At 69.4% G+C, this 25,084-nt stretch carries 27 protein-coding genes; 14 read left to right on the top strand and 13 right to left on the bottom strand.

Translation table 11 applies throughout. The features are described 5' to 3' along the window. Window positions 1–113: 113 nt before the first annotated feature. The 3 genes from Y590_RS13960 to Y590_RS13950 form a co-directional block, all read right to left on the bottom strand. Window positions 114–1,043 carry an AEC family transporter gene (locus tag Y590_RS13960; protein ID WP_060770379.1) on the bottom strand — a complete coding sequence of 310 codons (930 nt, stop codon included), beginning with the start codon at window positions 1,041–1,043 and terminating at the stop codon, window positions 114–116. A gap of 109 nt (window positions 1,044–1,152) precedes the next feature. Beyond that, entirely contained in the window at window positions 1,153–1,458 is a 306-nt protein-coding gene (rpmB, locus tag Y590_RS13955) for a 50S ribosomal protein L28 (protein ID WP_060770378.1), read from the bottom strand. Window positions 1,459–1,643: 185 nt separating this feature from the next. Further along, complete coding sequence (locus tag Y590_RS13950) at window positions 1,644–2,492, bottom strand: tetratricopeptide repeat protein (protein ID WP_060770377.1); 849 nt, start codon at window positions 2,490–2,492, stop codon at window positions 1,644–1,646. 97 nt (window positions 2,493–2,589) lie between these two features. Between Y590_RS13950 and Y590_RS13945 the strand changes: the two genes are divergently transcribed. Next, window positions 2,590–3,999 carry a leucyl aminopeptidase family protein gene (locus Y590_RS13945; protein WP_060770376.1) on the top strand — a complete coding sequence of 470 codons (1,410 nt, stop codon included), beginning with the start codon at window positions 2,590–2,592 and terminating at the stop codon, window positions 3,997–3,999. Window positions 4,000–4,061: 62 nt separating this feature from the next. On the opposite strand, the gene Y590_RS25760 is transcribed toward Y590_RS13945, so the two are convergent. Next, window positions 4,062–4,304 carry a hypothetical protein gene (locus tag Y590_RS25760; RefSeq protein WP_083530855.1) on the bottom strand — a complete coding sequence of 81 codons (243 nt, stop codon included), beginning with the start codon at window positions 4,302–4,304 and terminating at the stop codon, window positions 4,062–4,064. Window positions 4,305–4,431: 127 nt separating this feature from the next. Next, window positions 4,432–5,256, bottom strand: a complete 825-nt coding sequence (locus Y590_RS13940; protein ID WP_060770375.1) for a cold-shock protein — start codon at window positions 5,254–5,256, stop codon at window positions 4,432–4,434. Window positions 5,257–5,638: 382 nt separating this feature from the next. Between Y590_RS13940 and Y590_RS13935 the strand changes: the two genes are divergently transcribed. Beyond that, entirely contained in the window at window positions 5,639–6,115 is a 477-nt protein-coding gene (locus Y590_RS13935) for a response regulator (protein ID WP_060770374.1), read from the top strand. A gap of 16 nt (window positions 6,116–6,131) precedes the next feature. Here the strand turns inward: Y590_RS13935 and Y590_RS13930 are convergent, their stop codons facing one another. Continuing rightward, on the bottom strand, window positions 6,132–7,079 hold the full coding sequence (locus Y590_RS13930) for a metallophosphoesterase family protein (protein ID WP_060770373.1): 948 nt from the start codon (window positions 7,077–7,079) through the stop codon (window positions 6,132–6,134). Window positions 7,080–7,370: 291 nt separating this feature from the next. Between Y590_RS13930 and Y590_RS13925 the strand changes: the two genes are divergently transcribed. From Y590_RS13925 to lpxK, 3 genes are read left to right on the top strand one after another with little or no spacing between them, the layout of a single operon-like run. Further along, window positions 7,371–8,120: a lysophospholipid acyltransferase family protein gene (locus Y590_RS13925; RefSeq protein ID WP_060770372.1), complete on the top strand. Its 750-nt coding sequence runs from the start codon at window positions 7,371–7,373 to the stop codon at window positions 8,118–8,120. Then, the gene (locus Y590_RS13920; protein ID WP_060770371.1) at window positions 8,117–9,421 is read left to right on the top strand and encodes a 3-deoxy-D-manno-octulosonic acid transferase; all 1,305 of its coding nucleotides are present in this window, start codon (window positions 8,117–8,119) and stop codon (window positions 9,419–9,421) included. Before Y590_RS13925 ends, Y590_RS13920 begins: the two co-directional genes overlap by 4 nt. A gap of 7 nt (window positions 9,422–9,428) precedes the next feature. Then, window positions 9,429–10,415, top strand: a complete 987-nt coding sequence (gene lpxK, locus Y590_RS13915; protein WP_060770370.1) for a tetraacyldisaccharide 4'-kinase — start codon at window positions 9,429–9,431, stop codon at window positions 10,413–10,415. Between the two features lie 61 nt (window positions 10,416–10,476). Here the strand turns inward: lpxK and Y590_RS13910 are convergent, their stop codons facing one another. Continuing rightward, window positions 10,477–10,902: a hypothetical protein gene (locus Y590_RS13910; protein ID WP_060770369.1), complete on the bottom strand. Its 426-nt coding sequence runs from the start codon at window positions 10,900–10,902 to the stop codon at window positions 10,477–10,479. Continuing rightward, entirely contained in the window at window positions 10,899–11,123 is a 225-nt protein-coding gene (locus Y590_RS13905; RefSeq protein ID WP_060770368.1) for a DUF2093 domain-containing protein, read from the bottom strand. The genes Y590_RS13910 and Y590_RS13905 overlap by 4 nt, the downstream gene beginning before the upstream one ends. A gap of 144 nt (window positions 11,124–11,267) precedes the next feature. Between Y590_RS13905 and cdd the strand changes: the two genes are divergently transcribed. Genes cdd through deoA form a run of 4 tightly spaced genes read left to right on the top strand, consistent with a single transcriptional unit; the run spans window position 11,268 to window position 14,561 of the window. Further along, window positions 11,268–11,681 (top strand): cytidine deaminase, encoded by a 414-nt coding sequence (cdd, locus tag Y590_RS13900; protein WP_060770367.1) that lies wholly within the window; start codon window positions 11,268–11,270, stop codon window positions 11,679–11,681. After that, the gene (locus Y590_RS13895; RefSeq protein WP_060770366.1) at window positions 11,671–12,483 is read left to right on the top strand and encodes a purine-nucleoside phosphorylase; all 813 of its coding nucleotides are present in this window, start codon (window positions 11,671–11,673) and stop codon (window positions 12,481–12,483) included. The genes cdd and Y590_RS13895 overlap by 11 nt, the downstream gene beginning before the upstream one ends. Window positions 12,484–12,492: 9 nt before the next feature. Then, on the top strand, window positions 12,493–13,254 hold the full coding sequence (deoC, locus tag Y590_RS13890) for a deoxyribose-phosphate aldolase (protein ID WP_060770365.1): 762 nt from the start codon (window positions 12,493–12,495) through the stop codon (window positions 13,252–13,254). Further along, the gene (gene deoA / locus Y590_RS13885; protein WP_060770364.1) at window positions 13,251–14,561 is read left to right on the top strand and encodes a thymidine phosphorylase; all 1,311 of its coding nucleotides are present in this window, start codon (window positions 13,251–13,253) and stop codon (window positions 14,559–14,561) included. Before deoC ends, deoA begins: the two co-directional genes overlap by 4 nt. Window positions 14,562–14,592: 31 nt before the next feature. Here the strand turns inward: deoA and Y590_RS13880 are convergent, their stop codons facing one another. From Y590_RS13880 to dnaK, 5 genes are all read right to left on the bottom strand, one after another. After that, entirely contained in the window at window positions 14,593–14,919 is a 327-nt protein-coding gene (locus Y590_RS13880; protein WP_060770363.1) for a hypothetical protein, read from the bottom strand. 265 nt (window positions 14,920–15,184) lie between these two features. After that, a complete protein-coding gene (locus Y590_RS13875; protein WP_003603953.1) occupies window positions 15,185–15,841 on the bottom strand; it encodes a class I SAM-dependent methyltransferase in 657 nt (218 codons plus the stop codon). A gap of 158 nt (window positions 15,842–15,999) precedes the next feature. Beyond that, window positions 16,000–17,157, bottom strand: a complete 1,158-nt coding sequence (gene dnaJ, locus Y590_RS13870; protein ID WP_060770362.1) for a molecular chaperone DnaJ — start codon at window positions 17,155–17,157, stop codon at window positions 16,000–16,002. 1 nt (window position 17,158) lies between these two features. Continuing rightward, window positions 17,159–17,548: a hypothetical protein gene (locus Y590_RS26460; protein WP_135298658.1), complete on the bottom strand. Its 390-nt coding sequence runs from the start codon at window positions 17,546–17,548 to the stop codon at window positions 17,159–17,161. A 184-nt stretch (window positions 17,549–17,732) separates the two neighbouring features. Further along, entirely contained in the window at window positions 17,733–19,652 is a 1,920-nt protein-coding gene (dnaK, locus tag Y590_RS13865) for a molecular chaperone DnaK (RefSeq protein ID WP_060770361.1), read from the bottom strand. A 334-nt stretch (window positions 19,653–19,986) separates the two neighbouring features. On the opposite strand from dnaK, the gene Y590_RS13860 reads away from it, so the two are divergent. The 5 genes from Y590_RS13860 to Y590_RS13840 all read left to right on the top strand — a co-directional run bounded on the left by Y590_RS13860 (window position 19,987) and on the right by Y590_RS13840 (window position 25,032). Further along, window positions 19,987–21,060, top strand: coding sequence for a hypothetical protein (locus Y590_RS13860; protein WP_060770360.1), 1,074 nt, complete (start codon window positions 19,987–19,989; stop codon window positions 21,058–21,060). A gap of 102 nt (window positions 21,061–21,162) precedes the next feature. After that, window positions 21,163–23,478 carry an FdhF/YdeP family oxidoreductase gene (locus Y590_RS13855; RefSeq protein WP_060770359.1) on the top strand — a complete coding sequence of 772 codons (2,316 nt, stop codon included), beginning with the start codon at window positions 21,163–21,165 and terminating at the stop codon, window positions 23,476–23,478. A gap of 179 nt (window positions 23,479–23,657) precedes the next feature. Next, window positions 23,658–24,350: a PspA/IM30 family protein gene (locus Y590_RS13850; protein ID WP_060770358.1), complete on the top strand. Its 693-nt coding sequence runs from the start codon at window positions 23,658–23,660 to the stop codon at window positions 24,348–24,350. A 32-nt stretch (window positions 24,351–24,382) separates the two neighbouring features. Then, the gene (locus Y590_RS13845; RefSeq protein WP_060770357.1) at window positions 24,383–24,655 is read left to right on the top strand and encodes a YiaA/YiaB family inner membrane protein; all 273 of its coding nucleotides are present in this window, start codon (window positions 24,383–24,385) and stop codon (window positions 24,653–24,655) included. Window positions 24,656–24,738: 83 nt separating this feature from the next. Beyond that, a complete protein-coding gene (locus Y590_RS13840) occupies window positions 24,739–25,032 on the top strand; it encodes an RNA polymerase sigma factor region1.1 domain-containing protein (RefSeq protein ID WP_012254285.1) in 294 nt (97 codons plus the stop codon). Window positions 25,033–25,084: the final 52 nt, after the last annotated feature.

Here is a 25,084-nt window from a genome sequence, read left to right as displayed (position 1 = left end):
GCCGTTCGGGCCGGGGCGCAAGAGCGGGCAACCTATGGAGCGAGGGGGCCGGGGTCAACGCAGCCATCCTATGCGACGACCCGAGATCCCGCTTGAGAACGAAGTCCGAAAAACTATCCGCGCCCGAGCAGTAGCAGCCAGCCGACCGTGGTCGCGGTGGCGGCCAGCGTCGAGACCAGCACGGCGGCGGCGACCAAACCCTGCTCGCTCTTGTAGCGCACGGCCAGCAGGTAGGCGTTGATGCCCACCGGCATCGCCGCGAACAACACGGCGACGCCGGCATAGGCCGGCGGCATGGTGAAGACGTGGAAGGCGAGCACGTAGACCGCGAACGGGTGCACGCCGAGCTTCAAGGCGGCGACGATGCTCGCGCCGCGCAGGTCGTGCAGCACCTTGTAGCGGGTGAGGCCGGCTCCCAGCGCGATCAGTGCGCAGGTCGAGGCGGTGCCGGCCAGCGAATCGACCAGCGCCTTGGGGATGCCCGAAAAGGAGAGGCCGGCCGCCTTCATCGCCATGCCGACGGCGAGCGCCAGGAAGATCGGATTCTTGCCGAGCGCGAGGCCGAGCGCCCTCAGCCGCTGGCCCAGGGGGCGCCCGCCCTCCGATTCGATCAGGAAGGTCGCCGCGCCCATCATCAAGGGTAGGTGTACGGCGAGCAGCATGAAGAGCGGGAAGGCGCCCGATTCGCCGTAGGCCTGGAGAATCATCGGCACGCCGATGAAGACGGTGTTCGATTGGCTTGCGGCAAAGCCGTGCAGCACGGCCCCGCGCCGGTCCACGCCCTCGGTGCGGCGCCCGATCAGCGAGCCGGTGGCCCAGGCGATGGCGGCCCCGCCGAAATAGCTCGCCCAGTAGCCCCAGGCGATCTCGCCCGACAGGCCCGGCCGCGTCAGAGTCGAGACGATGAGGGCCGGCACCGCGAGTGAGAAGACAAATTCGGACAGTCCGTCGCCGACGCGCTCCGAGATGATCTTGGTGAGCGAGGCGAGCCAGCCGACCAGCACGAGGCCGAAGATCGGGATGATGAGGGTGAGCGCCGTCATCGGCAGCGTGTGCCTTGTCGAACGGAAAAGGCCACCGGGCGCGCGCTGCGCATCCGGTGGCCTCCCGATTCACTTGTAAAGAAGCTCAGGCCCCTCGGGCCATAGGGCATTACGCGGCGGCGGGCGTCGCGGTCTCGGCGATCTTCTTCTCGATGTCGCGCTTCAGCAGGCGGGCCGTCTGCGACAGCTCGATCTCGCGGGCCTTCACGAGGAAGGCGTCGAGGCCGCCACGATGCTCGACCGAGCGGAGCGCGTGGGCGGTCACCCGCAAGCGGACGCGGCGGTTGAGGGTGTCCGACTGCAGCGTGACATTGCAGAGGTTCGGCAGGAACCGGCACTTGGTCTTCCGGTTCGAGTGGCTCACGAGGTGACCAACCTGAACGGCCTTGCCCGTGAGTTCGCAGCGACGCGACATCGTTACAGTCCTGTCAACGTTAGGCCGGGTCTCGGCGCTGAAGCGTTTCGGCAATGCCACACGGCTCTTGCGCCGAGGGCGTCGAACCCTCGCGACAATCGATACCGGCGGAGTCCTATGGAAGTGGCGAGCCTATAGGGGAGATGCGCCGGTTTCGTCAAGGTCGACGGGCCAAGATCCCGGCTTTACTGGATCGCCGTCCGTGCGAGCTGCCGGCCCGGAGCCGCATTGCCGGCCTGGGCCGTCTTCGGTGCCGCGCGGCGGGCTGCCATGGCGCGCATCTCACGCATGTTGGCCGCCGCTTCCGCCGGGCCGAGATCCTGGGCCAGCACTTGCTCCGCCTCGTCGTAGCGGCCTTTGAGGCCGAGCACCAGGGCGAGGTTCTGGCGCACGCGGGCATCGGCCTTCGGCTGGGCCACGGCGAGGCGCAGGGTCGTCTCGGCCTCGTCGAGGCGGCGGGAGAGTGCGTAGGACAGGCCGAGATTCGACAGGATCCGCGGCTCGTTCGGCGCGATCTTGAGGGCGGTGTCGTAGAGGTTCTGAGCCCGGGCGTGATCGCCGGTCTCGTCGGCCACCATCCCCTGCGCCGAGAGCACGCGCCAATCGGGCTGAGCCGGGCTGTGGGCGTTCTGAAGGACTTCGTTGGCCTCCTGGTAGCGGCCGGCATCGGCGAGGCTCTTGCCGTAGGCGGCGAGCACGACCTTGTCCTTCGGGTTGCGCAGGGCGACCTGCTGCAGCACCGCGACGGCTTGTGATTTCTGGTCGGTCGCCCGCAGGGCCGCGGCGTAGCGCATGGCGGCGCGCACGTCGTTCGGGTCCGCGTTGTAGCGCGCGGCCAGGGCATCGATTTCGGCGCGGGGCGAGCGTTCGGCACGGTTCGCGCCCAGCAGGCTGAGGCCGCCGATCGAGCCGGTCGTCTCGGGCGAGCGGCTCTGGCACCCGGCCAGCCCGAGGCCGACGAGGGCCAGGGCGAGCACACGGCGTGTCCGGACCATTCCAGGCTGGCTCGGAGCCGCGCTGCAAATGCCGGTCATGGTGTCCTCTCTTCCCAATGCCACGGCGGGCGCTTGCGCCGTACCGATGGCGGGGTGATAGAGCGTTAACCCTAATGGCCGGTTAAGCTTATTTTCCATGACCTCACCTCTGTCGCAGCACGGCCCATCCCTTCTCGATGCAGGCGCGGATGCAGTCCCGATTCTCTGCGTGACGGAGGCCGGATGGGGCGCCGTCGCGGCGGGATTGCCGCCGCTCCAGCGCAGCTTCGCCGACGCCACCGGCTTTGCCCCCAAGGCCGGCCGCGTCGCCCTTCTGCCCGGAGAGAACGGCGGACTCGGCCGCGTGCTTTTCGGCCTGGGCGACGCGAAAGCAGGCGGTCGCGACCGCTTTCTCGCCGGCAAGCTACCGGGCGCCCTGCCCCCCGGCGATTACCGCTTCGAGCCGTGCGACGATCTCGATCAAAGGGAGGCGGCGCTGGCGTGGCGGCTCGGCAGCTACCGGTTCGAGCGCTACCGCAAGCCGGGCGAGCCGCGCCCGCGCCTCGTTGCCCCGGACGGAATCGACGCGGCGGCGATCGAGCGGCTCGCGGCTGCGGTCGCGGCCGGGCGCGACCTCGTCAACACCCCGGCGAACGATCTCGGACCGGCCGAAGTCGAGGCCGCCGTGCGGGCTCTGGGCGAGCGGTTCGGCGCGGCGGTCTGCGTGACCGTCGGCGCGGATCTCGAGAAAGAATTTCCTCTCGTCCACGCCGTCGGCGTCGCCTCGCCGCGGGCGCCCCGCCTCATCGATCTGACCTGGGGGGCCGAGGACGCGCCGCGGGTGACGCTGGTGGGCAAGGGCGTCGTGTTCGACACCGGCGGGCTCGACATCAAGCCGTCCTCCAACATGTTGCTGATGAAGAAGGATATGGGCGGCGCCGCCGTGGCCCTGGCGGCGGCCGAGATGATCATGGGCGCCGGCCTGCCCGTGCGGCTGCGGCTGATCGTGCCGAGCGTCGAGAACGCCATTGCCGGCGATGCCTTCCGGCCCGGCGACGTGATCCGCTCCCGTGCCGGCCTTACCGTCGAGATCGGCAACACCGACGCGGAGGGACGCCTGATCCTCGCCGACGCGCTGGCGCTGGCCGATGGCGAGGAGCCGGACCTCATCCTGGATTTCGCGACGCTGACCGGCGCCGCCCGCGTGGCGCTGGGCCCCGATCTTCCGGCCTTCTTCACCGAGGACGAGGGGCTGGCGAATGCGGTCGCGGAAGCGGGCCTGCGCGTCAACGATCCGGTGTGGCGCCTGCCGCTGCACCCACCCTATGCGAGCCTGCTCGATTCGAAGGTCGCCGACCTCAACAACGCGCCGGGCGGCGGGTTTGCCGGGGCGATCACCGCCGCCCTGTTCCTGCGCCGCTTCGTGCGCCGGACCAAGGCGCACGTGCATTTCGACCTCTACAGCTGGAACCCCTCGACCAAGCCCGGTCGGCCGGAGGGCGGGGAGGTCCAGACCGCCCGCCTCGCCTACGCCCTGGTGGCCGAGCGGTACGGCCGCGACGTCTGACGGCCTTCACGCGGCGGCGATCACCGGTTCGGCCCTGTTCCGCGATTGCGGGCGCTCGCTGATCAGCGGCGCCCGGCCGGATGCGGGGGCGCCGGCAATCGTCGCTCCTGAACCCGCGCTACGCTCTGCGGAAGCTCCTCCTCCGGCTTGGCCGCACCCGGTGCCCCCGCTACGGACGGATCCCGGTCGCCGCGTTCGAACGCCCAACCCGCATTCACGCCGGCGTAGAAGCCGGAGAAATCCTCCGCGGCGGCGGGTGCCGCGCACAGGAGGAGCAGGCTGAGTGCGCTGGCACTCCGACGCATCGCGCTCTCCCTCATCGTCGTCGCTGGCCGAAGCCCGTCGTGACCGCCAACCCGACAAACGAAAACGGCGGCCCTGAGGCCGCCGCTTCGTAAGCTGTCGTTCGGGCCGGCACGCGGCCCGCGTCGATCAATATTCGACGGTGATGCTCGAGGCCTCGCGGCCCTTCTGACCCTCGACGACGCCGAGGGTGACCTGCTGGCCTTCGGCCAGCGAGTCGAGGCCGGCGCGGGAGAGTGCCGAACGGTGCACGAACACGTCCTTGCCGCCGTCGTTCACCGAGACGAAACCGAAGCCCTTGGCCGGGTCGTACCACTTCACGGTGCCGGTCATCTCGACCGAAGGGCCGGAGGCGAAGCGCCCACCGCCGCCGCCAGCACCCGCGCCGCCGAAGCGATCACGGCTGCCGCCGCCGAAACGGTCGCCGCCACCGCCGCCGAAGCGGTCGCCACCACCGAAGCGATCACCGCCGCCGCCGCCGAAGCGCGGGGCTTCGCGCCGGGGCGGAGCCGCCTCGGCCGTGGAGGTATCGACGCTGTTCACGGCGGTGACCTGCGGGCCCTTCTGGCCCTGGGCGGTCTGGACCGTCAGGCGTGTGCCGGGAAGGAGGTCGTCGTGACCGGCGGCCTCGACCGCGCGGATGTGGAGAAAGGCATCGCCGGAGCCGTCACCGAGCTCCACGAAGCCGAAGCCCTTCTCCTTGTTGAACCACTTGACCGTCGCATCACGCTCCGGTCCCGTCGGTGCAGCCGCCGCGCGGGCCGGGCCGCGGTCGAAGCCGCCGCCACCGCCGCCACCGTAACCACCGCCGCCGCCGAAGCGGTTGCCGCCGGCGCTCGCGCCGCCGAAGCGGTCACCGCCGCTCGGGGGCAGTTCGTCGGGCCACCGCGGCTCGGAACCACCCTCGTCGAAGCCGCGCTTCTGCGGCCCCCTGAAATCACGACCACGTCCCATTGAAAGCTCGCAAAAACCGTCCGCCCGCCAAGTCTCGAATACCGCGTGCGCGCTATCTCGAGACAGCCGACGCGCCGCACTATCATCCCCCCGGCTGCGGCTACCGGGAGCGATGCCTCAGGTCTGACGCAATCCCGCCCATACCGCAAGGTTCTTCTAACCGATCCGTGCTGCGGGCTCCGTATTTTCGCGGTGAAACTGCGTACGTACCCCCTTTGGGATCCCGTCCGTTCCGAATCCCGCTTGCACGCAGGGGAAGTAGAGGGGGGACGTTTCTCGCCTGTGATTCCCGCGCACCCGGCCGCGCTTTAGGAAAATGCAAACCCAACGGGGCTAGTCTTGCCGCGAAACGCCCCGGATTCGAACCGGGCGCCGGCTGCCGATGATCGCAACTCCGACCTTCCCGGATCTCTCTGCCCTCGTCGTGGACGAGAGCCTCTACATCCGCCGCATCGTGCGCGACATGCTGATGCGCGTCGGCATCAAGCGCGTGCTGGAGGCACCCGACGGCGCGGAGGCGCTCGGCGTGCTCGCCGAGAGCAAGCCCGATCTCACGATCATCGATTGGGATTTGGCGATCCTGTCGGGCGAGGAGTTCATCCGGCTCGCCAGAACCCCGGCCACCTCGCCCTCGCCGACCGTGCCGATCATCCTCATGCTGGCCCAGCCGCGCCGCAACGTGGTCGACCGGGCGATCGCGCTGGGCGTCAACGAGATCATCTCCAAGCCGTTCTCGCCCAAGACTCTGTGGTCTCGCCTCGACGAGGTGATCAACCGGCCGCGGCCGTTCTCGCAGGTGAAGAGCCTGCTGCGTCCCCTGCCCCGGGCCAACGGCCTGTCGAAGACGGGCGTGCTCTGAACCCGACCGGGTCGGCTCAGGTGTGGCGCTGGCGCCGCCGATGGATCAGTCCGATCCGGTCCGCGGGCGGCGTCTCGATGTCGAAGCCGGACAACTCGCCGATGCCGCCCGCCTCGTCGAGACCGCGCTCGGTCACCGCGATCCGGAAGCCGTTCTCGCCCGGCGTGACCGTGTAGAGGTAGTAGGAGGCGCGCCGGTTGGTCAGCAGCGTGCGCGCCGAGGCCGAGGGCGCGCCGACCACCGGCACCGGCCGCCCGTCCGGCCCGGTGATCTGGGCCACGGTGCCGACATGGTTGTGCCCGTGCAGGATCAGGTCCGCCCCGGCCCGGCCGATCATCGCCGCGAAGGCGGCCGCATCCTTCAACTCGCGTCCCGAGGCCGCCCCGCCCGGATGGGGCGGATGGTGGATCATCACCACGCGGCAGGGCCGATCCGGCGCCAGGGCGAGGTCGCGCAGCACGCGCTCGGCCGCCTCGATCTGCGCCGGCCCGAGCCGGCCGCTCGCGACGAACGGCTTGGTCGGGATCGCCGAGGACAGCCCCACCAGGGCCAGCGGCCCACGCCGCCGCAGATAGGGGAACAGACGGCTCTGCCCGTCATCGGCCGCGGTCCAGCCGCCGCAGGCGACGAGCAGTCCCTCCAGCGAGCCGCGGACATAAGCGTCGTGATTGCCCGGCACGAAGCTCACGCGGTCCGCCGGACCCAGCGCTTCGAGAAACACCCGGGCGCTCTCCCATTCGTCCGGAAGACCGAGATTGCACAGGTCACCCGTGCAGGCGACATGGTCGACGCCCTGGCCGTGCAGGTCGGCGATGAGGGCGCCGAGCAGGTCCATGTCGTGGTGGCGGCTGCGGCCCCGGCGCCAGTTCACGTAGCCGGCCGCCCGCTTGCTGAGAAGCTGGCGCAGGCGCGGCCGCGGCAGCGGCCCGATATGGGGATCGGTGAGATGAGCAAGACGGAACATACGCCACCCCGCATCGCGGCAACGCGGGCCGGCGTCAATATCGGGCATCCCGCCGCATCGCCCCCCGGCGCTGGCTTCGCTTCGTTTCCTTGGCTTCGTTTCCTTGGCTTCGTTTCCTTGGCTTCGTTTCCTTGGCTTCGTGTCCTTGGCTTCGTATTACACAGGTTAAGATGAGGGTGGCTCCGTTGCATCCGTCGTACGGTCGGGTCTAGACAGCCGCCGACCCCGCATGTCGGCGCGGGAGGCCGATGGTCGGTCGAGAAGCGAATCGGGACAGAGCGGTCAGAACCCATGGGCCTGATCAAGACCATCGGCCGCAAGCCGAGCGTCCAGTGGGTGCTCAGCCATCTGGCCTCGGGCTATCTCCGGCTCGTCCGGCGCACCAACCGCTTCACCCTGGAGCCGGCAGACGCCTATGCGCGGCTCGATGCGTTCGGCCCGTTCATCGCGGCCATGTGGCATGGCCAGCACATCATGATCTCGTTCATGAGCCGTCCGCAGGACCGGGTCGCCACGATCATCTCCCGCTCCCCCGACGGCAACATCAACACCATGGCCCTGACGCGGATGGGGGTGCGCGTGATGCGCGCCTCCGGCGCCCGCGGTCGCGCGGTCAAGGACGCCCGCGCCAAGGGCGGCGCCGAGGGCCTGCGGGCCATGGTCAAGGCGCTGAAGGGCGGTGAGACCGTCGCGTTTTCGGCCGACGTGCCCAAGGTCTCCCGTGTGTGCGACGCCGGCATCATCCTGCTCGCGCGCTTTTCCGGCGCGCCCATCGTTCCGGTGGCGGTGGTGACGAGCCGGCACATCCGTTTCAACTCCTGGGATCGGGCCTGCCTCGGCCTTCCCTTCGGCCGCGGCGCCATGGTGTTCGGCGAGGCGACCTTCGTCCCCCGCGAGGTCACGCCCGAGGAGGTCGATGCCCTGCGCCAGCGGGTGCAGGCCGAGCTGAACCGCGTCCACGACCGGGCCTACACCCTCGTCGGCCGGCCGGACCGGGTCGGCGGCGTGTCCGCTCCCGCATCGCAGGGCAGCCCGGCGTGAGGGTACCGAAGCTTCCTGTCGCGCTGCGCGCCTACCGCTACGGACTCTATCTCGGCGAGCCCGCCGTGGCCGGGCTGCTGGCGTGGCGCTCGCGCCGGGGCAAGGAGGATCCGGTCCGGCTGTCCGAGCGCCGCGGCCTGCCCGGCCGGGCCCGGCCGGTGGGCCATCTCGTCTGGATGCACGGGGCGAGCATCGGCGAGGCTCTCTCCCTCGTCGGGCTGATCGAGGGGATGATCGCCCGCGGCTGCTCGGTTCTCGTCACCACCGGCACACGCAGCGCCGCGGACCTGCTGAGCAAGCGCCTGCCCCCCGGCGCCGTGCATCAGTACATGCCGCTCGACGCGCCGCGCTGGATCGAGCGCTTCCTCGCGCATTGGCAGCCCGATCTCGCCATCGTCGCCGAATCCGAGATCTGGCCCAACACCATCGTGTCGCTGCACCGCCGGGGCATCCCGCTGGTGCTGGTCAACGGCCGGATGTCGGAACGCTCGTTCAAGGCCTGGACGCGCTCGCCCGACACCGCTCGGGCATTGCTGGCGCGGATCGCGGTCTGTCTCGTCCAGACCCGCGAGGACGGAGAGCGCTTCGCCCGGCTCGGTGCGCCGCGGATCAATGTCGTCGGCAATCTCAAGTACGATTCGGCGGTGCCGCCGGCCGATTCTCAGCAACTCGCCTATCTCGGCGACATGATCGGGGATCGGCCCGTCTGGGTCGCGGCCAGCACCCATTCCGGCGAGGACGAGGTCGTCGCCCGTGTCCATGCCGGCTTGAAGCAGCGCTTCCCGCGCCTGCTGACGGTGATCGTGCCGCGCCATCCGCGCCGGGGCGAGGAGGTGGCGCGGATCGCCGCCGCCGCCGGTCTGCGGGTGAGCCGGCGCGCCAAGGGCGGGCGCCCGCTGCCCTCGATCGACCTCTATGTCGCCGACACGATCGGCGAACTCGGCCTGTTCTACCGGCTCTGCCCACTGGTCTTCCTCGGCGGCTCGCTGGTGCCGCACGGAGGCCAGAACCCCATCGAGCCGGTGCGCCTGGACAGCGCGATCCTGCATGGGCCGTATGTCCAGAACTTCCACGAACCCTATGGCGCGCTCGACACCAGGGGCGGCGCACGTCGGGTCGCGGACGAGGCGGAGCTACAGAAGGCCGTCGGCGAACTGGTCGCCGACCCGCGCGCGCTGGCGGCGATGTGGGCCGAGGGCCAGGCCGCGCTCTTGCCCTTCGAGGGCGCGGTGGCGCGCACCTTCGCGGTGCTCGAACCCTACGTCGCGCAGATGAAGCTCTCCGCCCGCGAGCGCGACTGAGGCTGCGATGCGCCCGCCCGGCTTCTGGTCCCGACCGCCCACGCATCCGTTCGCCCGGCTGCTGGCCCCCGCGGGCCGGGTCTACGGCGGCCTGACCGCGAACCGGATGGACCGGCCCGGCGCGGCACCGCCCTGCCCCGTCCTGTGCGTCGGCAACTTCACCCTCGGCGGCGCCGGCAAGACGCCGACGGCCCTCGCTCTCGTCCGCCTGCTGCGCGATCTCGGCCGAACGCCCGCCCTGCTCAGCCGGGGCTATGGCGGCCGGCTCGCCGGGCCGCTCGTTGTCGACCCCGTTCGGCACGCGGCGGCGGAGGTCGGCGACGAACCGCTGCTTCTGGCGCGGACGGCGCCCACCATCGTCGCCCGCGACCGTCCGGCCGGCGCCCGCCTCTGCGCCGCGTCCGGGGCCGACGTGATCGTCATGGATGACGGCCTTCAGAATCCGAGCCTGACCAAGACACTCGCGCTCGCGGTGGTCGATGGCGGTGCTGGCCTCGGCAACGGCCTTCCCTTCCCCGCCGGGCCGCTGCGCGCGCCGCTGGCCCGGCAATGGCCCCATGTCGCCGGCCTCGTGCTGGTCGGCGAGGGCGCCCCCGGCGAGGCGACGGCGACGGCGGCGGAAAGCCGCGACCTGCCGGTCTACCGCGCCCGTCTCGTGCCTGAAGCCGGGCCGGACTGGTCCGGTCGCCGCGTCGTCGCCTTTGCCGGGATCGGCCGTCCGCAGAAGTTCTTCGAGACGCTGAGGGGCCTGGGCGCCGAGATCGTGGCGGAGCGGGCCTTCGCCGACCATCATCCCTATCGGCCCGGGGATTGGGCGGCGTTGTCGGCGCTCGCCGCGCGCGAGGGCGCCCGCCTCGTCACGACGGAGAAGGATGCGGTGCGGCTGCCGGCCGAGGCGCGCCCGGCGGTGGAGGTGCTACGGGTCGCCCTCGCTTTTGCCGATGAAGCGCGGCTCCGCCAGCAGCTCGCGGCGGCGTTCCCGCGCGGCGCCTGAGCGAGGTTCCAATCCGCCATCCCGGAGGGATCGATCGGATTTGGGATGACGCGGGCGCCGTTCAGCGGCACGGACCGAACTCGGTCCGACGCCAGCGGTACACCGTGCGCCGGCCGGCGACAGTCGTTTCGCACGGTGCGTAGCCGTGATCGGTCAGGATGGCCCGCCATGTCATCAGGTACGGGATCGGCAGCAGAAGCATCAGCGGAATGCAGGTGAGCGCCGCCGCCATGAGACGCGTGTCACCGCGCGGCGTCCCCTTCCGCCGCAAAAGCATGGCCGCGAAGGCACTGAGCCCGACAGCCCCCGGCAGTGCCGCGGGCGCGTGACTCGAGACCTCGATCAACTCGTCGCCCGCCGAAAGACCGGTGATGATCGCGCCGAAGTCGCTGACGGCGATGAAGAAGAGGCCCGCGGCCCCGGCGAGGAAGCCGAGCCCGACAAAGTCGGTCGAGGTCGGACGACGGAAGGACCGTCCTGCCGTCAACGCGCCGCGCCGATCTCCTTGAGGCGCTGCATCGCCGCCTCGGGGGTGGCATAGGCCTCCTGGCGATCGACGTTCCAGTAGCGCAGGGCGTCGAGGGCGATCGGCTCGCCGGTCACGGCGCAGCGGACGTAGGTGCCGGGCTTGACCACCCGCATGGTGCCGTCGCCGTACTCGACCTTGGCTTCGCCGCCGGTCGATCCCCGATCGTAGCGTCCGAGCATTGTGTGGGCTCCCGGTGCCGCGCCCGCGCGCGATGGGCCTGCCTTAGAAGCCGTGCGCGTCTCTGTCGACCGTTGCCCCCTCGACACGGCCCCTTTCCTCGGGCCAAACCGCAGGATGCACAGCCAACCGCTCAGGCCTCATCCGTGACCGAGCCCGATTTCGATGCCCTGTTCGCGGCCGCCGCCGCCGTGCGCGGACGGGCCCATGCGCCCTATTCGGGCTTCGCCGTCGGCGCCGCCTTGGTGGACGAAGCCGGCCGCGTCCATGCCGGCTGCAACGTCGAGAACGCCGCCTACCCCGTCGGCACCTGCGCCGAGACCGGCGCCGTCGCCGCGATGATCGCGGCCGGCGGCCGGCATATCCGGGCGATCCTCGTCCTGGCCGACAGTCCCGCCCCGGTGACGCCCTGCGGCGCCTGCCGCCAGCGCATCCGCGAATTCGCGCGTCCCGACACGCCGATCCTCTCGGCCGGTCCCGACGGCGTGCGGGCGCGCTACACGCTGGAGCAATTGCTGCCCGCCTCCTTCGGCCCGGAGCATTTCGTCCATGGCGCCTGAAGACGCGGCCATCGCCCATCTGCGCGCGGAAAACTTCTCCGGCCCCTATGCCCTAGCGATCGTCACGGGGACCGGGCTCGGCGCCTTGGTCGAGGCGGTCGAGGATCGCGTCAGCCTCGATTACGGGGCGATTCCCGGCTTTCCCGCCCCCGGCGTCAGCGGCCATGGCGGGCGGCTGCATCGCGGTCGCCTGTCGGGGCGGCCTGTGCTCGTGTTCGAGGGGCGGACCCACGCCTACGAGACCGGTGACGCTGCCGCCATGCGGGTGCCGCTGGCCGCCGCGCGGGCGCTCGGCGCGGCGCGGCTGCTGCTCACCAACGCTGCCGGTTCGCTGCGCCCGGAGATCGGCCCCGGCCGCCTCGTGATGCTGGCCGACCACATCAATCTGTCCGGCCTCAATCCCCTGATCGGGGAGCCGAGCGACGCCCGCTTCGTGCCGATGACGGAGGCCTACGATCCCGGCCTGCGCGCTCACCTCAGTGCGGCAGCCGAGGCAATCGGACTGCCGCTGCATGCCGGCGTTTACGCATGGTTCTCGGGTCCGAGTTTCGAGACGCCGGCCGAGGTGCGCATGGCCGGGATTCTCGGCGCCGACCTCGTCGGCATGTCCACCGTGCCGGAGACGATCCTCGCCCGTTTCCTCGGTATGCCCGTGGCGGCGATCTCCGTGGTGACGAACCTCGCGGCGGGGATCGCGGGCGGCGACCCGCACCATGCCGAGACCAAGGCGGTCGCCGCCCGCGCCGGGGCCGATTTGGCCCGGCTCGCCGCCGGCTTCGTCGGCCGGCTGCCCGAAGTGTAGGGAACCCGGATGACCGCTTCAGCCCCCCTCCCCCCGCAGGATGCGGCCCGCGCGGCACGGCGCGCCCTCCCACTGCTCGATCTCACCGATCTCAGCGACGCCTGCACTGCCGCTGCCGTCGAAGAGCTGTGCGGCAAGGCCCGCGCGAGCGGGGTCGCCGCCGTCTGCGTCTGGCCCCGTTTCGTTGCCGATTCGGTCCGTAGGCTTCGCGGAAGCGGCGTCCGGGTCGCCACTGTCGTCAATTTCCCGGAAGGCGGCGAGGCGGTGGAGCGCACGGTTGCGGAGACCCGGGCCACGCTCGCGGACGGCGCCGACGAGATCGACCTCGTCCTGCCCTATCGCGCCTTGATGCGCGGCGACGCGCAGAGCGCTCTTGCGATGGTGGGGGCCGTGCGCGCGGCCTGTGCAGGCCGACTTCTCAAGGTGATCCTGGAGACCGGCGAACTCGAAGACCCGGACCTGATCGCGCAGGCGAGCCGCCTGTCGCTCGAAGCCGGTGCCGATTTCATCAAGACCTCCACCGGCAAGACGGCGGTCTCGGCGACGCTGCCGGCAGCCGAGATCATGCTGGACGCGATCCGCGCGCGCGGCGGCGACCGGCCTGCGGGGCTCAAGGTCTCGGGCGGCCTTCGCCGGGTCGAGGACGCCGCCGCGTATCTCGCGCTCGCCGACCGGATGATGGGGCCGGATTGGGTGAGCCCGAACACCTTCCGCATCGGCGCCAGCGCGCTCCGCGCCGAGCTCGTCCGCGCCGGGGAGACCGCCCGATGAGGCTCCCCCAGGAGATCATTCGCGACAAGCGCGACGGACGCGCCCTGTCGGAGGCCGACATCGCCGGCTTCATCGAGGGGCTGACGCGGGATCAGGTCACCGAGGGGCAGGCCGCCGCCTTTGCCATGGCTGTGTTCTTTCGCGGCCTTTCGCTCGACGAGCGCGTGGCGCTGACCCGCGCCATGACGCATTCGGGCACGGTGCTCGCGTGGGATCTACCTGGCCCCGTCCTCGACAAGCACTCCACGGGCGGCGTCGGCGACACCGTGAGCCTTCCGCTCGCCGCGATGGTCGCCGCCTGCGGCGGCTACGTGCCGATGATCTCCGGGCGCGGCCTCGGGCATACCGGCGGCACGCTGGACAAGCTCGCGAGCATTCCGGGCTACGACGTGATGCCGGGCCTCGACCGCTTCCGCACGGTTACGGCCGAGGCCGGCTGCGCCATCATCGGCCAGACCGCCGACCTCGCGCCGGCCGACCGGCGCCTCTACGCGATCCGCGACGTCACCGGGACGGTGGAATCGCTCGATCTCATCACCGCATCGATCCTGTCGAAGAAGCTCGCGGCGGGGCTTCAAGGGCTCGTCATGGATGTGAAGACCGGCTCCGGCGCCTTCATGGCAAGCCGCGCCGATGCGCAGGCGCTCGCCGAGAGCATCGTGACGGTTGCCAACGCGGCGGGACTTCGCACACGCGCGCTCATCACCGACATGGATGCCCCGCTGGCCTCCTGCGCCGGCAACGCGGTCGAGGTGGCCTATGCCGTCGATTACCTCACCGGTCGCGCCCGCGAACCGCGCTTCCACGCCGTGACCCTGGCACTGGCCGCCGAGATGCTGCTGATCGGGGGCCTCGCCGCGGATGTCGCGGAGGCGGAGGGGCGGCTGACGGCGGCGCTCGAATCGGGTCGGGCCTGCGAGGCCTTCGCGCGGATGGTGGCGGCGCTGGGCGGCCCCGGCGACTTCGTCGAGGCGGCAGACCGACACCTGCCCCGGGCGCCGGTCGTGCGGCCGGTGCCGGCGCTGGAAGCGGGCGTGGTGGCGTCGGTGGAGACCCGCGCCATCGGCCTCGCGGTGATCGGCCTCGGCGGCGGGCGCACCCGGCCGCAGGATGCCATCGACGCCCGCGTCGGTTTCACCGGCCTCGCGCGGCCGGGAGATCGGTTGGCACCGAACGATCCGATCGGCACCGTCCACGCTGCGGACGAGGCCGCCGCCGAGCGGGCAGCGGCATCGCTTCGGGCAGCCTATCGGATCGGTGCAACGGAGCCGGAGCCGTGTGAGGCCGTGATGGAGCGCTTGGGCTGAGCGAGCGGCTTTGAGCCCGCCTCCTCATGCCCTACCAGTGGTGGCGGTGGCCCCAGTGCCGGCGGTGATGGCCCCAGTGGCCGTGATGGTGATGGCGGTGGCCCCAGTGGCGGCGGTGGTGCCCCCAATGGCCGTGATGGTGGTGGCGGTGGCCCCAATGGCGGGGATGGTGACGGTGGCCGAAATGGTGGTGCTGCCATTGCACCGTCTCGACCGTCGCCTCCGACGCGAGAGTCGCTTCCGGAGCCGGCGCGAGCGGGGCGGCGTTGGCGGTGCTCGCGCCGAACAGGCCGCCAGCCATCAGGGCGAGTGCGGCGAAGGCAAAGCGGGTTCGACGCCCCAAGGATGTATCCGACATCGTGTGACCTCCGTTCATCGGGCTGTCCCAGCAGCCTTGACGACGAAGCTAGGAGCCGGCGGATGAACGCGCACTGAGCACGATCCGAACAATCGGAAACAAGTCCGTTCGAGCCCGGCGGACACACTTGGAAAGCCAGGCCGGATCGTCCGGATTGAACCGGGGAAACGCCCGAGAACATCCGGAGAAGGTCAGCGGCTTTTCAAAGATATTCTGGTGCGGTCGAGCCGGCGCTTCGCGGCTCGGCCTCGCGAGGTGTCCAGGATCAGACCGTGCCGGCCTTCGGCTCCGGGCGCCGATAAACCCAGACGCGGGCCGGGGGCAGGTTGAGCCAGACGCGGTTGGAGCGGCTCGCCGTGTAGCTGCCCGCCTCGCACTTCGCCGGGATCGGCGGCACGACGGCGTAGGTGAACTGCACGAAGGGCGCGCCCGGATGCATCAGGTCGTGGGCGCCTTGCAGCAGTTCGAAGCGCTGCTCCAGCGGCTTGGTGAACAGCGGCAGGCTCGAGATCGTGGCGGCGCAGAGGCTGCCGAGACGGTCGCGCAAAGTCTCGCGGATCCGGTAGGCGTCGCCGCAGATCACGGTCACGCCGGGGAAACGTCGGCGCAGCAGGGTGCAGAAATCGGGATTGAATTCGACGAGGACGAGCCGGTCCTGATCGAAGCCGCGGCGGATCAGGGCTTCGGTCACGGGGCCGGTGCCCGGCCCAAGCTCGATCACGGGGCCGCTGACGTTCGGGTCGGCATAGGCGGCCATGGTGCGCGCCAGCATCCGTCCCGAGGGTGTCACCGCGCCGGTGACGAGCGGGCGCTCGAACCAGGAGCGCAGAAAGCGCGCCTCGTCCTCCAAGGGATCCTTGCGTTCACGGACGGTGCGTGCGGCGGAGACGGCGCGGGCACTGGAACGGCGAAGCGGCGGCACGTCCGAAGGTCCTCGGCTCATCATGGATCGAACAGGCTAGACGACGAAAACCCGTAAGCAGTCAAGCTTCGCCGTAAGGGGCTGGGCGTGTGACCGCAGCGGCAAGCCGCGGTCATAACCGGTGGAACAGGGGGTTTGATCCCGTGCGCCGTGGGCGATCACGCCCGTGTCGAGCCGCTCACGAAGAAGTCACGCACTTTCGAGAAAAACCCGGCGCTCTCCGGGTGGTTCTCGTCCGAGGCGCTCTGGTCGAACTCCTGCAACAGCTCGCGCTGGCGCTTGGTGAGGTTCTGCGGCGTCTCCACCGAGACCTGGATGTAGAGGTCGCCGACCTCGCGGGATCGCAGCACCGGCATGCCCTTGCTCTTGATGCGGAACTGCTTGCCCGTCTGCGTGCCGGCCGGGATCCGCACTTGCGTCTGCGAGCCGTCGATCACCGGCACGGTGATTTCGCCCGACAGCGCGGCCGTCACCATCGAGATCGGCACGCGGCAGAACAGGTCGGCCCCATCGCGCTGGAAGAACGGGTGCGGCTTGATCGAGAGGAAGACGTAGAGATCGCCCGCCGGCCCGCCGCGCATGCCGCTCTCGCCCTCGCCCGCAAGACGGATGCGCAGGCCGTCATCGACGCCCGCCGGCACGTTGATCGACAGCGTGCGCTCGCGGTTCACCCGGCCCGCGCCGGAGCAGGCCGTGCAGGGATCGTCCACCACCTCGCCGCGGCCGTGGCAGTTCGGGCAGGTCCGCTCGATGGCAAAGAAGCCTTGCGCCGCCCGCACCCGGCCGTAGCCGCCGCAGGTCGAGCAGGTGCGCGGCTTCGAGCCCGCCTTGGCGCCCGTTCCCGAGCAGGTCTCGCAGGCGATCGAGGTCGGGATGCGGATGGTTTCCGTCTTGCCCGCGAAGGCCTCTTCGAGGCTGATTTCGAGGTTGTAGCGCAGGTCCGAGCCGCGCTCACGGCCCGGTGCGCCGCCGCGCCCGCGGCCTGCCCCGCCGCCCGGTGCGGCGCGTCCGTCCCCGAAGAAGTTCTCGAAGATGTCCGACATGAAGTCGCCGAACTCGTTGCCGAATCCGGGACCGCCCGCGCCGCCTTGGCTGAAGGCCGCGTGACCGAACCGATCGTAGGCCGCACGCTTTTGGCCGTCGGAGAGGCACTGATAGGCCTCGTTGACTTCCTTGAACTTGATCTCGGCTTCCTTGTCGCCGGGATTGCGGTCCGGGTGATGCACCATGGCCAGCTTGCGGAAGGCAACCTTCAGCTCGCTCTCCGAGGCCGTCTTCGCGACGCCCAAGACCTCGTAGTAGTCCCGTTTCGACATATCAGTTCGCCCAGGGAAGTCGTTCAGGCATCGAGCGCTCAGTCTTCTTGATGCCTACTTGCTCTTCGCAATCCGAAAGATTGCCCGCGTATTTCGAGCGCCCATCCTCGTACCATTTAAGGAGGGCGTCTTGCTCCGGAAGGAGGTTTATTGATTTCTCGTCATCGATTTTGACACTCATAGAATTCGGGTTGAGTGCATAGGCTGCCCCAGCGACGGCTTCATTGAGCCCCTTTTCCGCTTCCGTGCACGAATGATGGAATGCGGCAGGTTTGGATGTCATGAAGCCAAGAAATAGGCTGACAAGAAGAAGCCTTGAATTGTCCCGCTGTTTTATCGCTTCAGAGAGATTGTGCTCAGCCAGTATCATGTTTTGGTGGAGATTGCGCATCTCACTCCGGATCCTCAACTCTTCTCGCAATTGAGGATCCAGCCTTGATTCGCCGTGCGTCGCTGCTGATGCGCATAGCAGAATCACGAACGCAGCACCAACGGTACGAGAAACGAAGAGGGGCACGGCTGGAGCAAGCCCAGCCGTGCCGATGTTCCTCGTTCGCAAACGAATCACGATAGCCTTACGCGCGCTTCTTGCGCTCGTTCTCGTCCACTTCCTGGAAGTCGGCGTCGATGACGTCGTCCTTCTTCTCGCCCGAGGCCGCGGCCCCCTCGGCGCCGGGCGCACCCTCGGTCTGCGAGGCGGCGTACATCGCCTCGCCGAGCTTCATCGAGGCCTGCATCAGGTCGTTTGTCTTGGCCTTGATGCCCTCGGCGTCTTCACCCTCGAGCGCGGAGCGCAGGGCGGTGATGGCGGACTCGATGGCACCCTTGTCGGCGGCCGAGACCTTGTCGCCGTACTCCGCGACCGACTTCTCGGTGGCGTGGATCAGGCTCTCGCCCTGGTTCTTCACCTCGACCAGTTCACGCCGCTTCTTGTCCGCCTCGGCATTGGCCTCGGCATCCTTGACCATCTTCTCGATGTCGGCGTCCGACAGGCCGCCGGAGGCCTGGATGCGGATCTGGTGCTCCTTGTTCGTCGCCTTGTCCTTGGCCGTCACGTTGACGATGCCGTTGGCGTCGATGTCGAAGGTCACCTCGATCTGCGGCATGCCGCGGGGCGCCGGCGGGATGCCGACGAGATCGAACTGGCCGAGCAGCTTGTTGTCCGCCGCCATTTCGCGCTCACCCTGGAAGACCCGGATGGTGACCGCGTTCTGGTTGTCCTCGGCCGTGGAGAAGACCTGGGACTTCTTGGTCGGGATCGTGGTGTTGCGGTCGATGAGCCGCGTGAACACGCCGCCCAGCGTCTCGATGCCGAGCGAGAGCGGGGTCACGTCGAGCAGCAGCACGTCCTTCACGTCGCCCTGGAGCACACCGGCCTGGACCGCAGCGCCGATGGCGACGACCTCATCCGGGTTAACGCCCTTGTGGGGCTCCTTGCCGAAGAACGCTTTCACGACCTCCTGCACCTTGGGCATGCGGGTCTGGCCGCCGACGAGCACGACCTCGTCGATCTCGGAGGCCGAGACGCCGGCATCCTTGAGCGCCTTGCGGCACGGCTCGATCGTGCGCTGCACGAGATCGTCGACGAGCGACTCGAACTTCGCGCGGCTGAGCTTGAGCGCGAGGTGCTTCGGGCCTGAGGCGTCGGCGGTGATGTAGGGCAGGTTGATCTCGGTCTGGGTCGCCGAGGACAGCTCGATCTTCGCCTTCTCGGCGGCCTCCTTGAGGCGCTGGAGGGCGAGCTTGTCCTTGGTCAGGTCGATGCCCTGTTCCTTCTTGAACTCGGCGGTCAGGTACTCGACCACGCGGTTGTCGAAGTCCTCGCCGCCGAGGAAGGTGTCGCCGTTCGTCGACTTCACCTCGAACACGCCGTCGCCGATCTCAAGGATCGACACGTCGAAGGTGCCGCCGCCGAGGTCGTAGACCGCGATCGTGCCGGCCTTCTTCTTGTCGAGGCCGTAGGCGAGCGCCGCCGCCGTCGGCTCGTTGATGATGCGCAGCACTTCCAGGCCGGCGATCTTGCCGGCATCCTTGGTGGCCTGACGCTGGGCGTCGTTGAAGTAGGCGGGCACCGTGATGACGGCCTGCGTCACCGGCTGGCCGAGATGCGACTCGGCCGTCTCCTTCATCTTCTGAAGGGTGAAGGCGGAGATCTGCGAGGGCGAGTACTTCTTGCCGTCAGCCTCGACCCAGGCATCGCCGTTGTCGCCGCGGGCGATCTTGTAGGGCACGAGGCCCTTGTCCTTCTGCGTCAGCGGATCGTCGTAGGTCCGGCCGATCAGACGCTTGATCGCGAAGAACGTGCGTTCCGGATTGGTCACGGCCTGCCGCTTGGCGGGCTGGCCGACGAGGCGCTCGCCGTCGTCGGTGAAGGCGACGATGGACGGGGTGGTGCGGGCGCCTTCCGCATTCTCGATGACCCGCGGCTGCGTGCCTTCCATGACGGCCACGCAGGAATTGGTGGTGCCGAGGTCGATACCGATCACTTTACCCATGGTGGGATCCCTCTGTTGGATTTTTCAAGCAGACCGCCGAGCCCCGAAGCAGCTCGACCCATGGCGGTTGAAAACGTCTGGTTTGAGAACGGGATGGTCCGAAGCGCGTGGCCCTTGCGGGATGCGCTCCCAAGGCTTCGTCCCGTGTCCCGCCGCATATAAGAAGACGGCTACGCCGCCGCAAGAACGCGCGTCCGACGGTTGAGCGGCGAGCGTCATCCTTCGCCGCGCCGGGGCTGCTTTCCGAGGCGCGACACCGAGAGGAAGGCTTGTTTGTTGCCATGCTGCCACGTCCGCGCCACGGGTGACGTGCTAGGACACCGGCATATGGCTTATGCATACCGTCCGTGAAGTGGCGGCAAACCGGGAGGCCGACCGCCTGATGTTGCTGCCCGTGTCCGAAAGGGTTTTCGCGAAGAAGCCTCGCCCGCTCCGCGTCGCGACGGGGGCGTTGCTCGTGCTGGCCGGCCTGGCCGTGGTCCCGGCCACCCCGGCGCGGGCGCAGAACTTCTTCGAGGAGCTGTTCGGCATCGGGCGGGCGGCCCGTCCGCCACAGCCGCCGCGCAACGTGCCCGTCCAGCCGCCGCAACCGGTGGAGCCGGGCGCTCCGGCACCGGGCGAAGGCGCCGAGACGCGCCCGAGCGTGCCGGCCCAGCCCCGCCAGCCCGTTGTGCTGCGGGTACCGGCCGAGGACAACGTCGCGGGTCAGGACCTGCTGCTGAACGGGCTGAACGGATCGCTGAAGATCGAGCGGAGCGGGTCGGCCTATACCGCCCAGATGACGCTGCCGGGCACCAAGATCTCGCAGCCGACCGAGAACTGCACGGTCAAGCTCGACGGCGGCAAGCCGATGCCGCTGAGCGCCGAGGGCCGCGCGCAGGGCGTCTCCCGCTTCTCGACGGCGAGCGCCGAATGCCCGCTGCGCTTCGAGATCCTCGACGGCAGCGTGCTCGCTACGCCGCTCGGCTCGGGCTCGGCCTGCACCTTCACGGCGGCGGATTGCGAGACCAAGCCGTCGGGCCTGTGGGGGCCCGGCGCGGCGAGTCTGCTCCCGCAGGCGGGCGAGTTCGACACCGCCCGCGGCGTCGCCGACAAGGCGGTGCGGGACAATTACAAGATCATGACCCAGCGGGCGCGGGGCGGCGACATCCGCCCGATCGTGCAGGAGCAGGCGGCGTTCTCCTCGGATCGCGAGCAGGCCTGCCGGACCTATGCCCGCGAGGGCGCGCACGGCTATTGCCACCTGCGCTTTACCGAAGCGCGGGCGATCGCGCTCGCGACGCGACTCGGCGCCAACACCGCGACGCCGACTGCGGCGAACGCTCCGGCGCGCCCTCGCCGCAGCCGCGCGCCGGTGGAGGGAATGAACCCCGATGCCCAGGGGGCGGAACCGTTCGCCGACCAATAGGCCGCGTGGCGCTTTCCAAAGCGCCGTAGGCATCGTCGCACGGGCGGAACTCTACGTTTGGCGCGGATGTTGGCCGGAGGTTCACGCGAAGCGAGCCCGGCCATGCCCGACGAGAAGATCGAAGCCTATACCGACCCGGCCGGCGGATGGGGGTCGGCCCGGTCGCTCGTCGAGATCCTGACCCGCGAGGAGATCCCGGCTTCCGGCGCGGCGATGCTGATGAAGCAGAACAAGCCGGGCGGCTTCATGTGCGTGTCCTGCGCATGGTCGAAGCCGGCCAAGCCGGCCACGTTCGAATATTGCGAGAACGGCGCCAAGGCGACCGCCTGGGAGCAGACCCGCAAGCGGATCGGCCCCGACTTCTTCGAGCGCCATTCGGTCACCGAATTGCTGACTTGGCCGGATTACGACCTCGAGGAGAAGGGCCGCCTCACACACCCGCTGCGCTATGATCCGCGGCGCGACCGCTACCTTCCCGTCTCGTGGGAAGAGGCTTTCGCGGAGATCGGTCAAGAGCTGAAGGCTCTGCGCGAGACGGACCCGAACTCGGCGGTGTTCTACTCGTCGGGCCGCGCTTCGCTGGAGACGAGCTACATGTACGCCCTGTTCGCGCGCATGTACGGCAACAACAACCTGCCCGACTCCTCCAACATGTGCCACGAATCGACCTCGAAGGCGCTGCCGCAATCGATCGGCGTTCCCGTCGGCACGACGGTGCTGGAGGATTTCGAGACCACCGACCTGATCCTGTTCTTCGGGCAGAATGTCGGCTCGAACGCGCCGCGGATGCTTCACCCGTTGCAGGACGCCCGCCGCCGGGGCGTGCCGATCATCACCTTCAACCCGCTTCGGGAGCGCGGACTGGAACGGTTCACCAACCCGCAATCGCCCGTCGAGATGCTGACCCATTCCTCGACGCAGATCTCGACCCAGTACCATCAGGTGAAGGCTGGTGGCGACATCGCGGCGCTCGGCGGCATCTGCAAGGCGCTCTTCGCCATGGATCGAGAGGCGCAGGCGGAAGGGCGCCCGCGCATCCTCGATATCGATTTCCTAAATGAGCACACCCACGGCTTCGAGACCTTCGAAAAGTTTTGCGACCGGCTCGAATGGCCGGCGCTGGAGACCAAGTCCGGCCTGAGGCGCGAGGGGATGGAGGCGGCCGCCGCCGTCTACGCCCGTGCGCGGGCCGTGATCGGCATCTACGGCATGGGTCTGACCCAGCACCGCCGCGGCACCGAGACGGTGCAGATGTTCGTCAACCTGCTGCTCCTGCGCGGCAATATCGGGCGGCCCGGCGCCGGGATCTGCCCCGTGCGCGGACACTCGAACGTGCAGGGTCAGCGCACCGTCGGCATCGCCGACGAGCCGTCGCTGGTACCGCTCGATAAACTCAAGGAGATGTACGGTTTCGAGCCGCCCCGCGAGAAGGGGATGAACACGATCGAGACCTGCGAAGGCGTTCTCTCCGGCAAGGTGAAGGCCTTCGTCGGGCTCGGCGGCAACTTCATCCGTGCTATCCCCGACACGAAGCGGATGGAGGAGGCGTGGCGCTCGCTGCGTCTTACCGTTCAGGTCTCGACCAAGCTCAACCGCTCGCACCTCGTGCACGGCGAGGTCGCCTATATCCTGCCCTGCCTCGGCCGGATCGAGGTGGACGAGCAGGCGAGCGGGCCGCAGGCTGTGTCGATGGAGGACTCGACCTCCTGCTTCCACGGCTCGCGCGGCGTCGCCCGGCCCGTGAGCGACCACGTGCGCTCGGAGCCCTGGATCGTGGCGCAACTGGCCAAGGCGACGCTGCCGGCCAACCCCAAGGTCGATTGGAACGCCTGGGTCGGCGATTACGCGCGGGTGCGCGACGCCATTGAGGCGACGTATCCCGAGAAGTTCAAGGACTTCAACGCGCGCCTGTTCGAGCCCGGCGGCCAGCACAAGCCGATCGCCGCGCGCGAGCGCAAATGGGAGACGCCCACCGGCAAGGCGAACTTCGTCGTGCCGCCGGACGGGCTCGACATGGACCCGGACATGAAGAGCGACCGGCGCGACGTGCTCGACCTCATCACGCTGCGCTCGAACGACCAGTTCAACACCACGATCTACGGCTATCACGACCGCTTCCGCGGGGTGAAAGGCACCCGCCAAGTGCTGTTCATGAACGAGAACGATATCGAGCGGCTGCAACTCGCCGATGGCGAGACCGTCGATGTCGTGACCGAGGCCGCCGACGAGTTCGCCCGCGAGGTGAAGGGCCTGAGGATCGTCAAATACGACATCCCCGCCGGCAATTGCGCCGGGTATTACCCGGAGCTGAACGTGCTGATCCCGCTCTGGCACCACGATGCCCAGGCCAAGGTGCCGGCAGCCAAGGCGATTCCGGTGCGGATCGCCAAGGCGGCGACATTGACCGTGAGGGATTGAGCCGGGGCTAGAGCATCGTCCCGAATCAGGCATCCAGGACGATGCTTGAGTTCGGCTCGGGCGGCTCGGTCCTGGACGATCATCCATATTGTACGATGTGCAAATCATCACTTGCACGCTGTGCAAACAGGCTCATCCATGAGGGCGTGACGACGCGGTCACGCCCTCGAAGTGATGCCATGTTGACGCTGTTGCGAACCCTCGCCCGCGGCGCTGCCGCCCAAGCCTGCGAGGAGGCCCACGACCGTCATGCCCTCCTCGTGCTCGATCAGCAGATCCGGGAGACGGCCGCCGATCTGGAGCGCGGCCGGCGCACGCTGGCCGCGGCCATGGCCGGAGACAGCGCGGAGGCGCGGCGACTGGCGCAGGTCGAGACCCGCGCCGCCGACTTGGAGACCCGCGCCGTGGCCGCGCTTGCGGCGGGCCGCGAGGATCTGGCCCGCGATGCGGCCGAGGCGATCACGAGCCTCGAAGCCGAGCGGGATGCCCTGCGCGCCGCTCGGGCGACATTCGCGGCCGAGGTCGTCCGTATGCGCGCGGCGCTCGCCGATGCGACCCGGCGACAGGCGGCCCTGGAGCGCGGGCGGCGGGTCGCGGCAGCGTCCGAAGCGGTCCGGCGGCTGCGCCGGACGGAGGGCGTGCGGGATCGCGCGACGTTGCGGGAGGCCGAGGCGACGCTGGCCCGGCTTCGGCGGATCCAGGCCGAGGCGACGGATTCCGAAGACGCGCTGACCGCGATCGAGACGCCCGAGAAGACCATTTCCGAGCGCCTCGAACGCGAGGGCTTCGGGCCCCGGACGCGTCCCTCCCCCGACGACGTGCTCGCCCGCCTGCGAAGCCGCGCCGAGGCCGCCCGCGCCGCTTGCCTCTGATCCGCCCTCCCGCGTTCCTTAGGAATTCAGGCATGTCCCAAGACACTGCGCAGCATACCGGCGCCTGGGTCGTGTTCACCCAAGCCTCCTTCGTCGCCTCCGCCGCCCTCGTCGGCTTCGGCATCCTGTTCATGCCCCTCGACTTGTGGATGAAGGGCTATCTCGCCATGGGCACGGTGATGCTGGTCCAGTCCTGCATCACCGCCACCAAGACGCTCCGCGACGTCCACGAGAGCCGCCGCATGGTCAACCGCCTGGAGGATGCCCGCACCGAGCGCCTGCTGATGTCGGTCGGCAAGGAGTGACGCGTGGAGCCATGCACGGAGTCATTCAAGACGGCGGCACTGGGAGACTCGACGCGCGCCGACGACGGTCCATATTCCGTGGCATGGACAGTTCGGACGGAGCTCACGCGCGACGGCAGGCGATCATCGATCGCCTGCTCAGCGACGCCCTGCGCCCGGCCGGCGGGATCGTGCTGCCGAGCCACGATGCCCTGCCGGCCGACATCCGCATGACGGTCGATCGCCTGCTCGCCAAGGCGGATGCGGAGCGCCGCCGCTCGCTGACCTACGACGACCTTGAAGAGGCGTTGCCGCCGCGCGACGTCACCGCCGACGATCTGGAAGCGATCTTCTGGGTGCTGGCGGAATACGGGATCGAACTCGACGAGGGCGATTAGCGCATCGTTCCAAAAGGTGGTCGCCGGCTTTTGGAATGAGACGATGCGCCGG

The organism is Methylobacterium sp. AMS5, from assembly GCF_001542815.1.
GTDB lineage: Bacteria > Pseudomonadota > Alphaproteobacteria > Rhizobiales > Beijerinckiaceae > Methylobacterium.
Note: the sequence above shows the minus strand (reverse complement) of the source record. Positions and strands in the feature narration are given on the sequence as shown.

Excerpts from the sequence above, each read along its gene's own strand:
- Y590_RS13880 (WP_060770363.1), bottom strand. The coding sequence starts at position 14,919 with ATGTCGGATACATCCTTGGGGCGTCGAACCCGCTTTGCCTTCGCCGCA.
- rpmB (WP_060770378.1), bottom strand. The coding sequence starts at position 1,458 with ATGTCGCGTCGCTGCGAACTCACGGGCAAGGCCGTTCAGGTTGGTCAC.
- Y590_RS13840 (WP_012254285.1), top strand. The coding sequence starts at position 24,739 with ATGGACAGTTCGGACGGAGCTCACGCGCGACGGCAGGCGATCATCGAT.
- dnaK (WP_060770361.1), bottom strand. The coding sequence starts at position 19,652 with ATGGGTAAAGTGATCGGTATCGACCTCGGCACCACCAATTCCTGCGTG.
- Y590_RS13950 (WP_060770377.1), bottom strand. The coding sequence starts at position 2,492 with ATGACCGGCATTTGCAGCGCGGCTCCGAGCCAGCCTGGAATGGTCCGG.
- Y590_RS13895 (WP_060770366.1), top strand. The coding sequence starts at position 11,671 with ATGGCGCCTGAAGACGCGGCCATCGCCCATCTGCGCGCGGAAAACTTC.
- Y590_RS13945 (WP_060770376.1), top strand. The coding sequence starts at position 2,590 with ATGACCTCACCTCTGTCGCAGCACGGCCCATCCCTTCTCGATGCAGGC.
- lpxK (WP_060770370.1), top strand. The coding sequence starts at position 9,429 with ATGCGCCCGCCCGGCTTCTGGTCCCGACCGCCCACGCATCCGTTCGCC.
- Y590_RS13925 (WP_060770372.1), top strand. The coding sequence starts at position 7,371 with ATGGGCCTGATCAAGACCATCGGCCGCAAGCCGAGCGTCCAGTGGGTG.
- Y590_RS13855 (WP_060770359.1), top strand. The coding sequence starts at position 21,163 with ATGCCCGACGAGAAGATCGAAGCCTATACCGACCCGGCCGGCGGATGG.
- Y590_RS13940 (WP_060770375.1), bottom strand. The coding sequence starts at position 5,256 with ATGGGACGTGGTCGTGATTTCAGGGGGCCGCAGAAGCGCGGCTTCGAC.
- dnaJ (WP_060770362.1), bottom strand. The coding sequence starts at position 17,157 with ATGTCGAAACGGGACTACTACGAGGTCTTGGGCGTCGCGAAGACGGCC.
- Y590_RS13845 (WP_060770357.1), top strand. The coding sequence starts at position 24,383 with ATGTCCCAAGACACTGCGCAGCATACCGGCGCCTGGGTCGTGTTCACC.
- Y590_RS13850 (WP_060770358.1), top strand. The coding sequence starts at position 23,658 with ATGTTGACGCTGTTGCGAACCCTCGCCCGCGGCGCTGCCGCCCAAGCC.
- deoC (WP_060770365.1), top strand. The coding sequence starts at position 12,493 with ATGACCGCTTCAGCCCCCCTCCCCCCGCAGGATGCGGCCCGCGCGGCA.
- Y590_RS13905 (WP_060770368.1), bottom strand. The coding sequence starts at position 11,123 with ATGCTCGGACGCTACGATCGGGGATCGACCGGCGGCGAAGCCAAGGTC.
- Y590_RS13930 (WP_060770373.1), bottom strand. The coding sequence starts at position 7,079 with ATGTTCCGTCTTGCTCATCTCACCGATCCCCATATCGGGCCGCTGCCG.
- Y590_RS25760 (WP_083530855.1), bottom strand. The coding sequence starts at position 4,304 with ATGCGTCGGAGTGCCAGCGCACTCAGCCTGCTCCTCCTGTGCGCGGCA.
- Y590_RS26460 (WP_135298658.1), bottom strand. The coding sequence starts at position 17,548 with ATGCGCAATCTCCACCAAAACATGATACTGGCTGAGCACAATCTCTCT.
- Y590_RS13960 (WP_060770379.1), bottom strand. The coding sequence starts at position 1,043 with ATGACGGCGCTCACCCTCATCATCCCGATCTTCGGCCTCGTGCTGGTC.
- Y590_RS13860 (WP_060770360.1), top strand. The coding sequence starts at position 19,987 with ATGCATACCGTCCGTGAAGTGGCGGCAAACCGGGAGGCCGACCGCCTG.
- Y590_RS13935 (WP_060770374.1), top strand. The coding sequence starts at position 5,639 with ATGATCGCAACTCCGACCTTCCCGGATCTCTCTGCCCTCGTCGTGGAC.
- deoA (WP_060770364.1), top strand. The coding sequence starts at position 13,251 with ATGAGGCTCCCCCAGGAGATCATTCGCGACAAGCGCGACGGACGCGCC.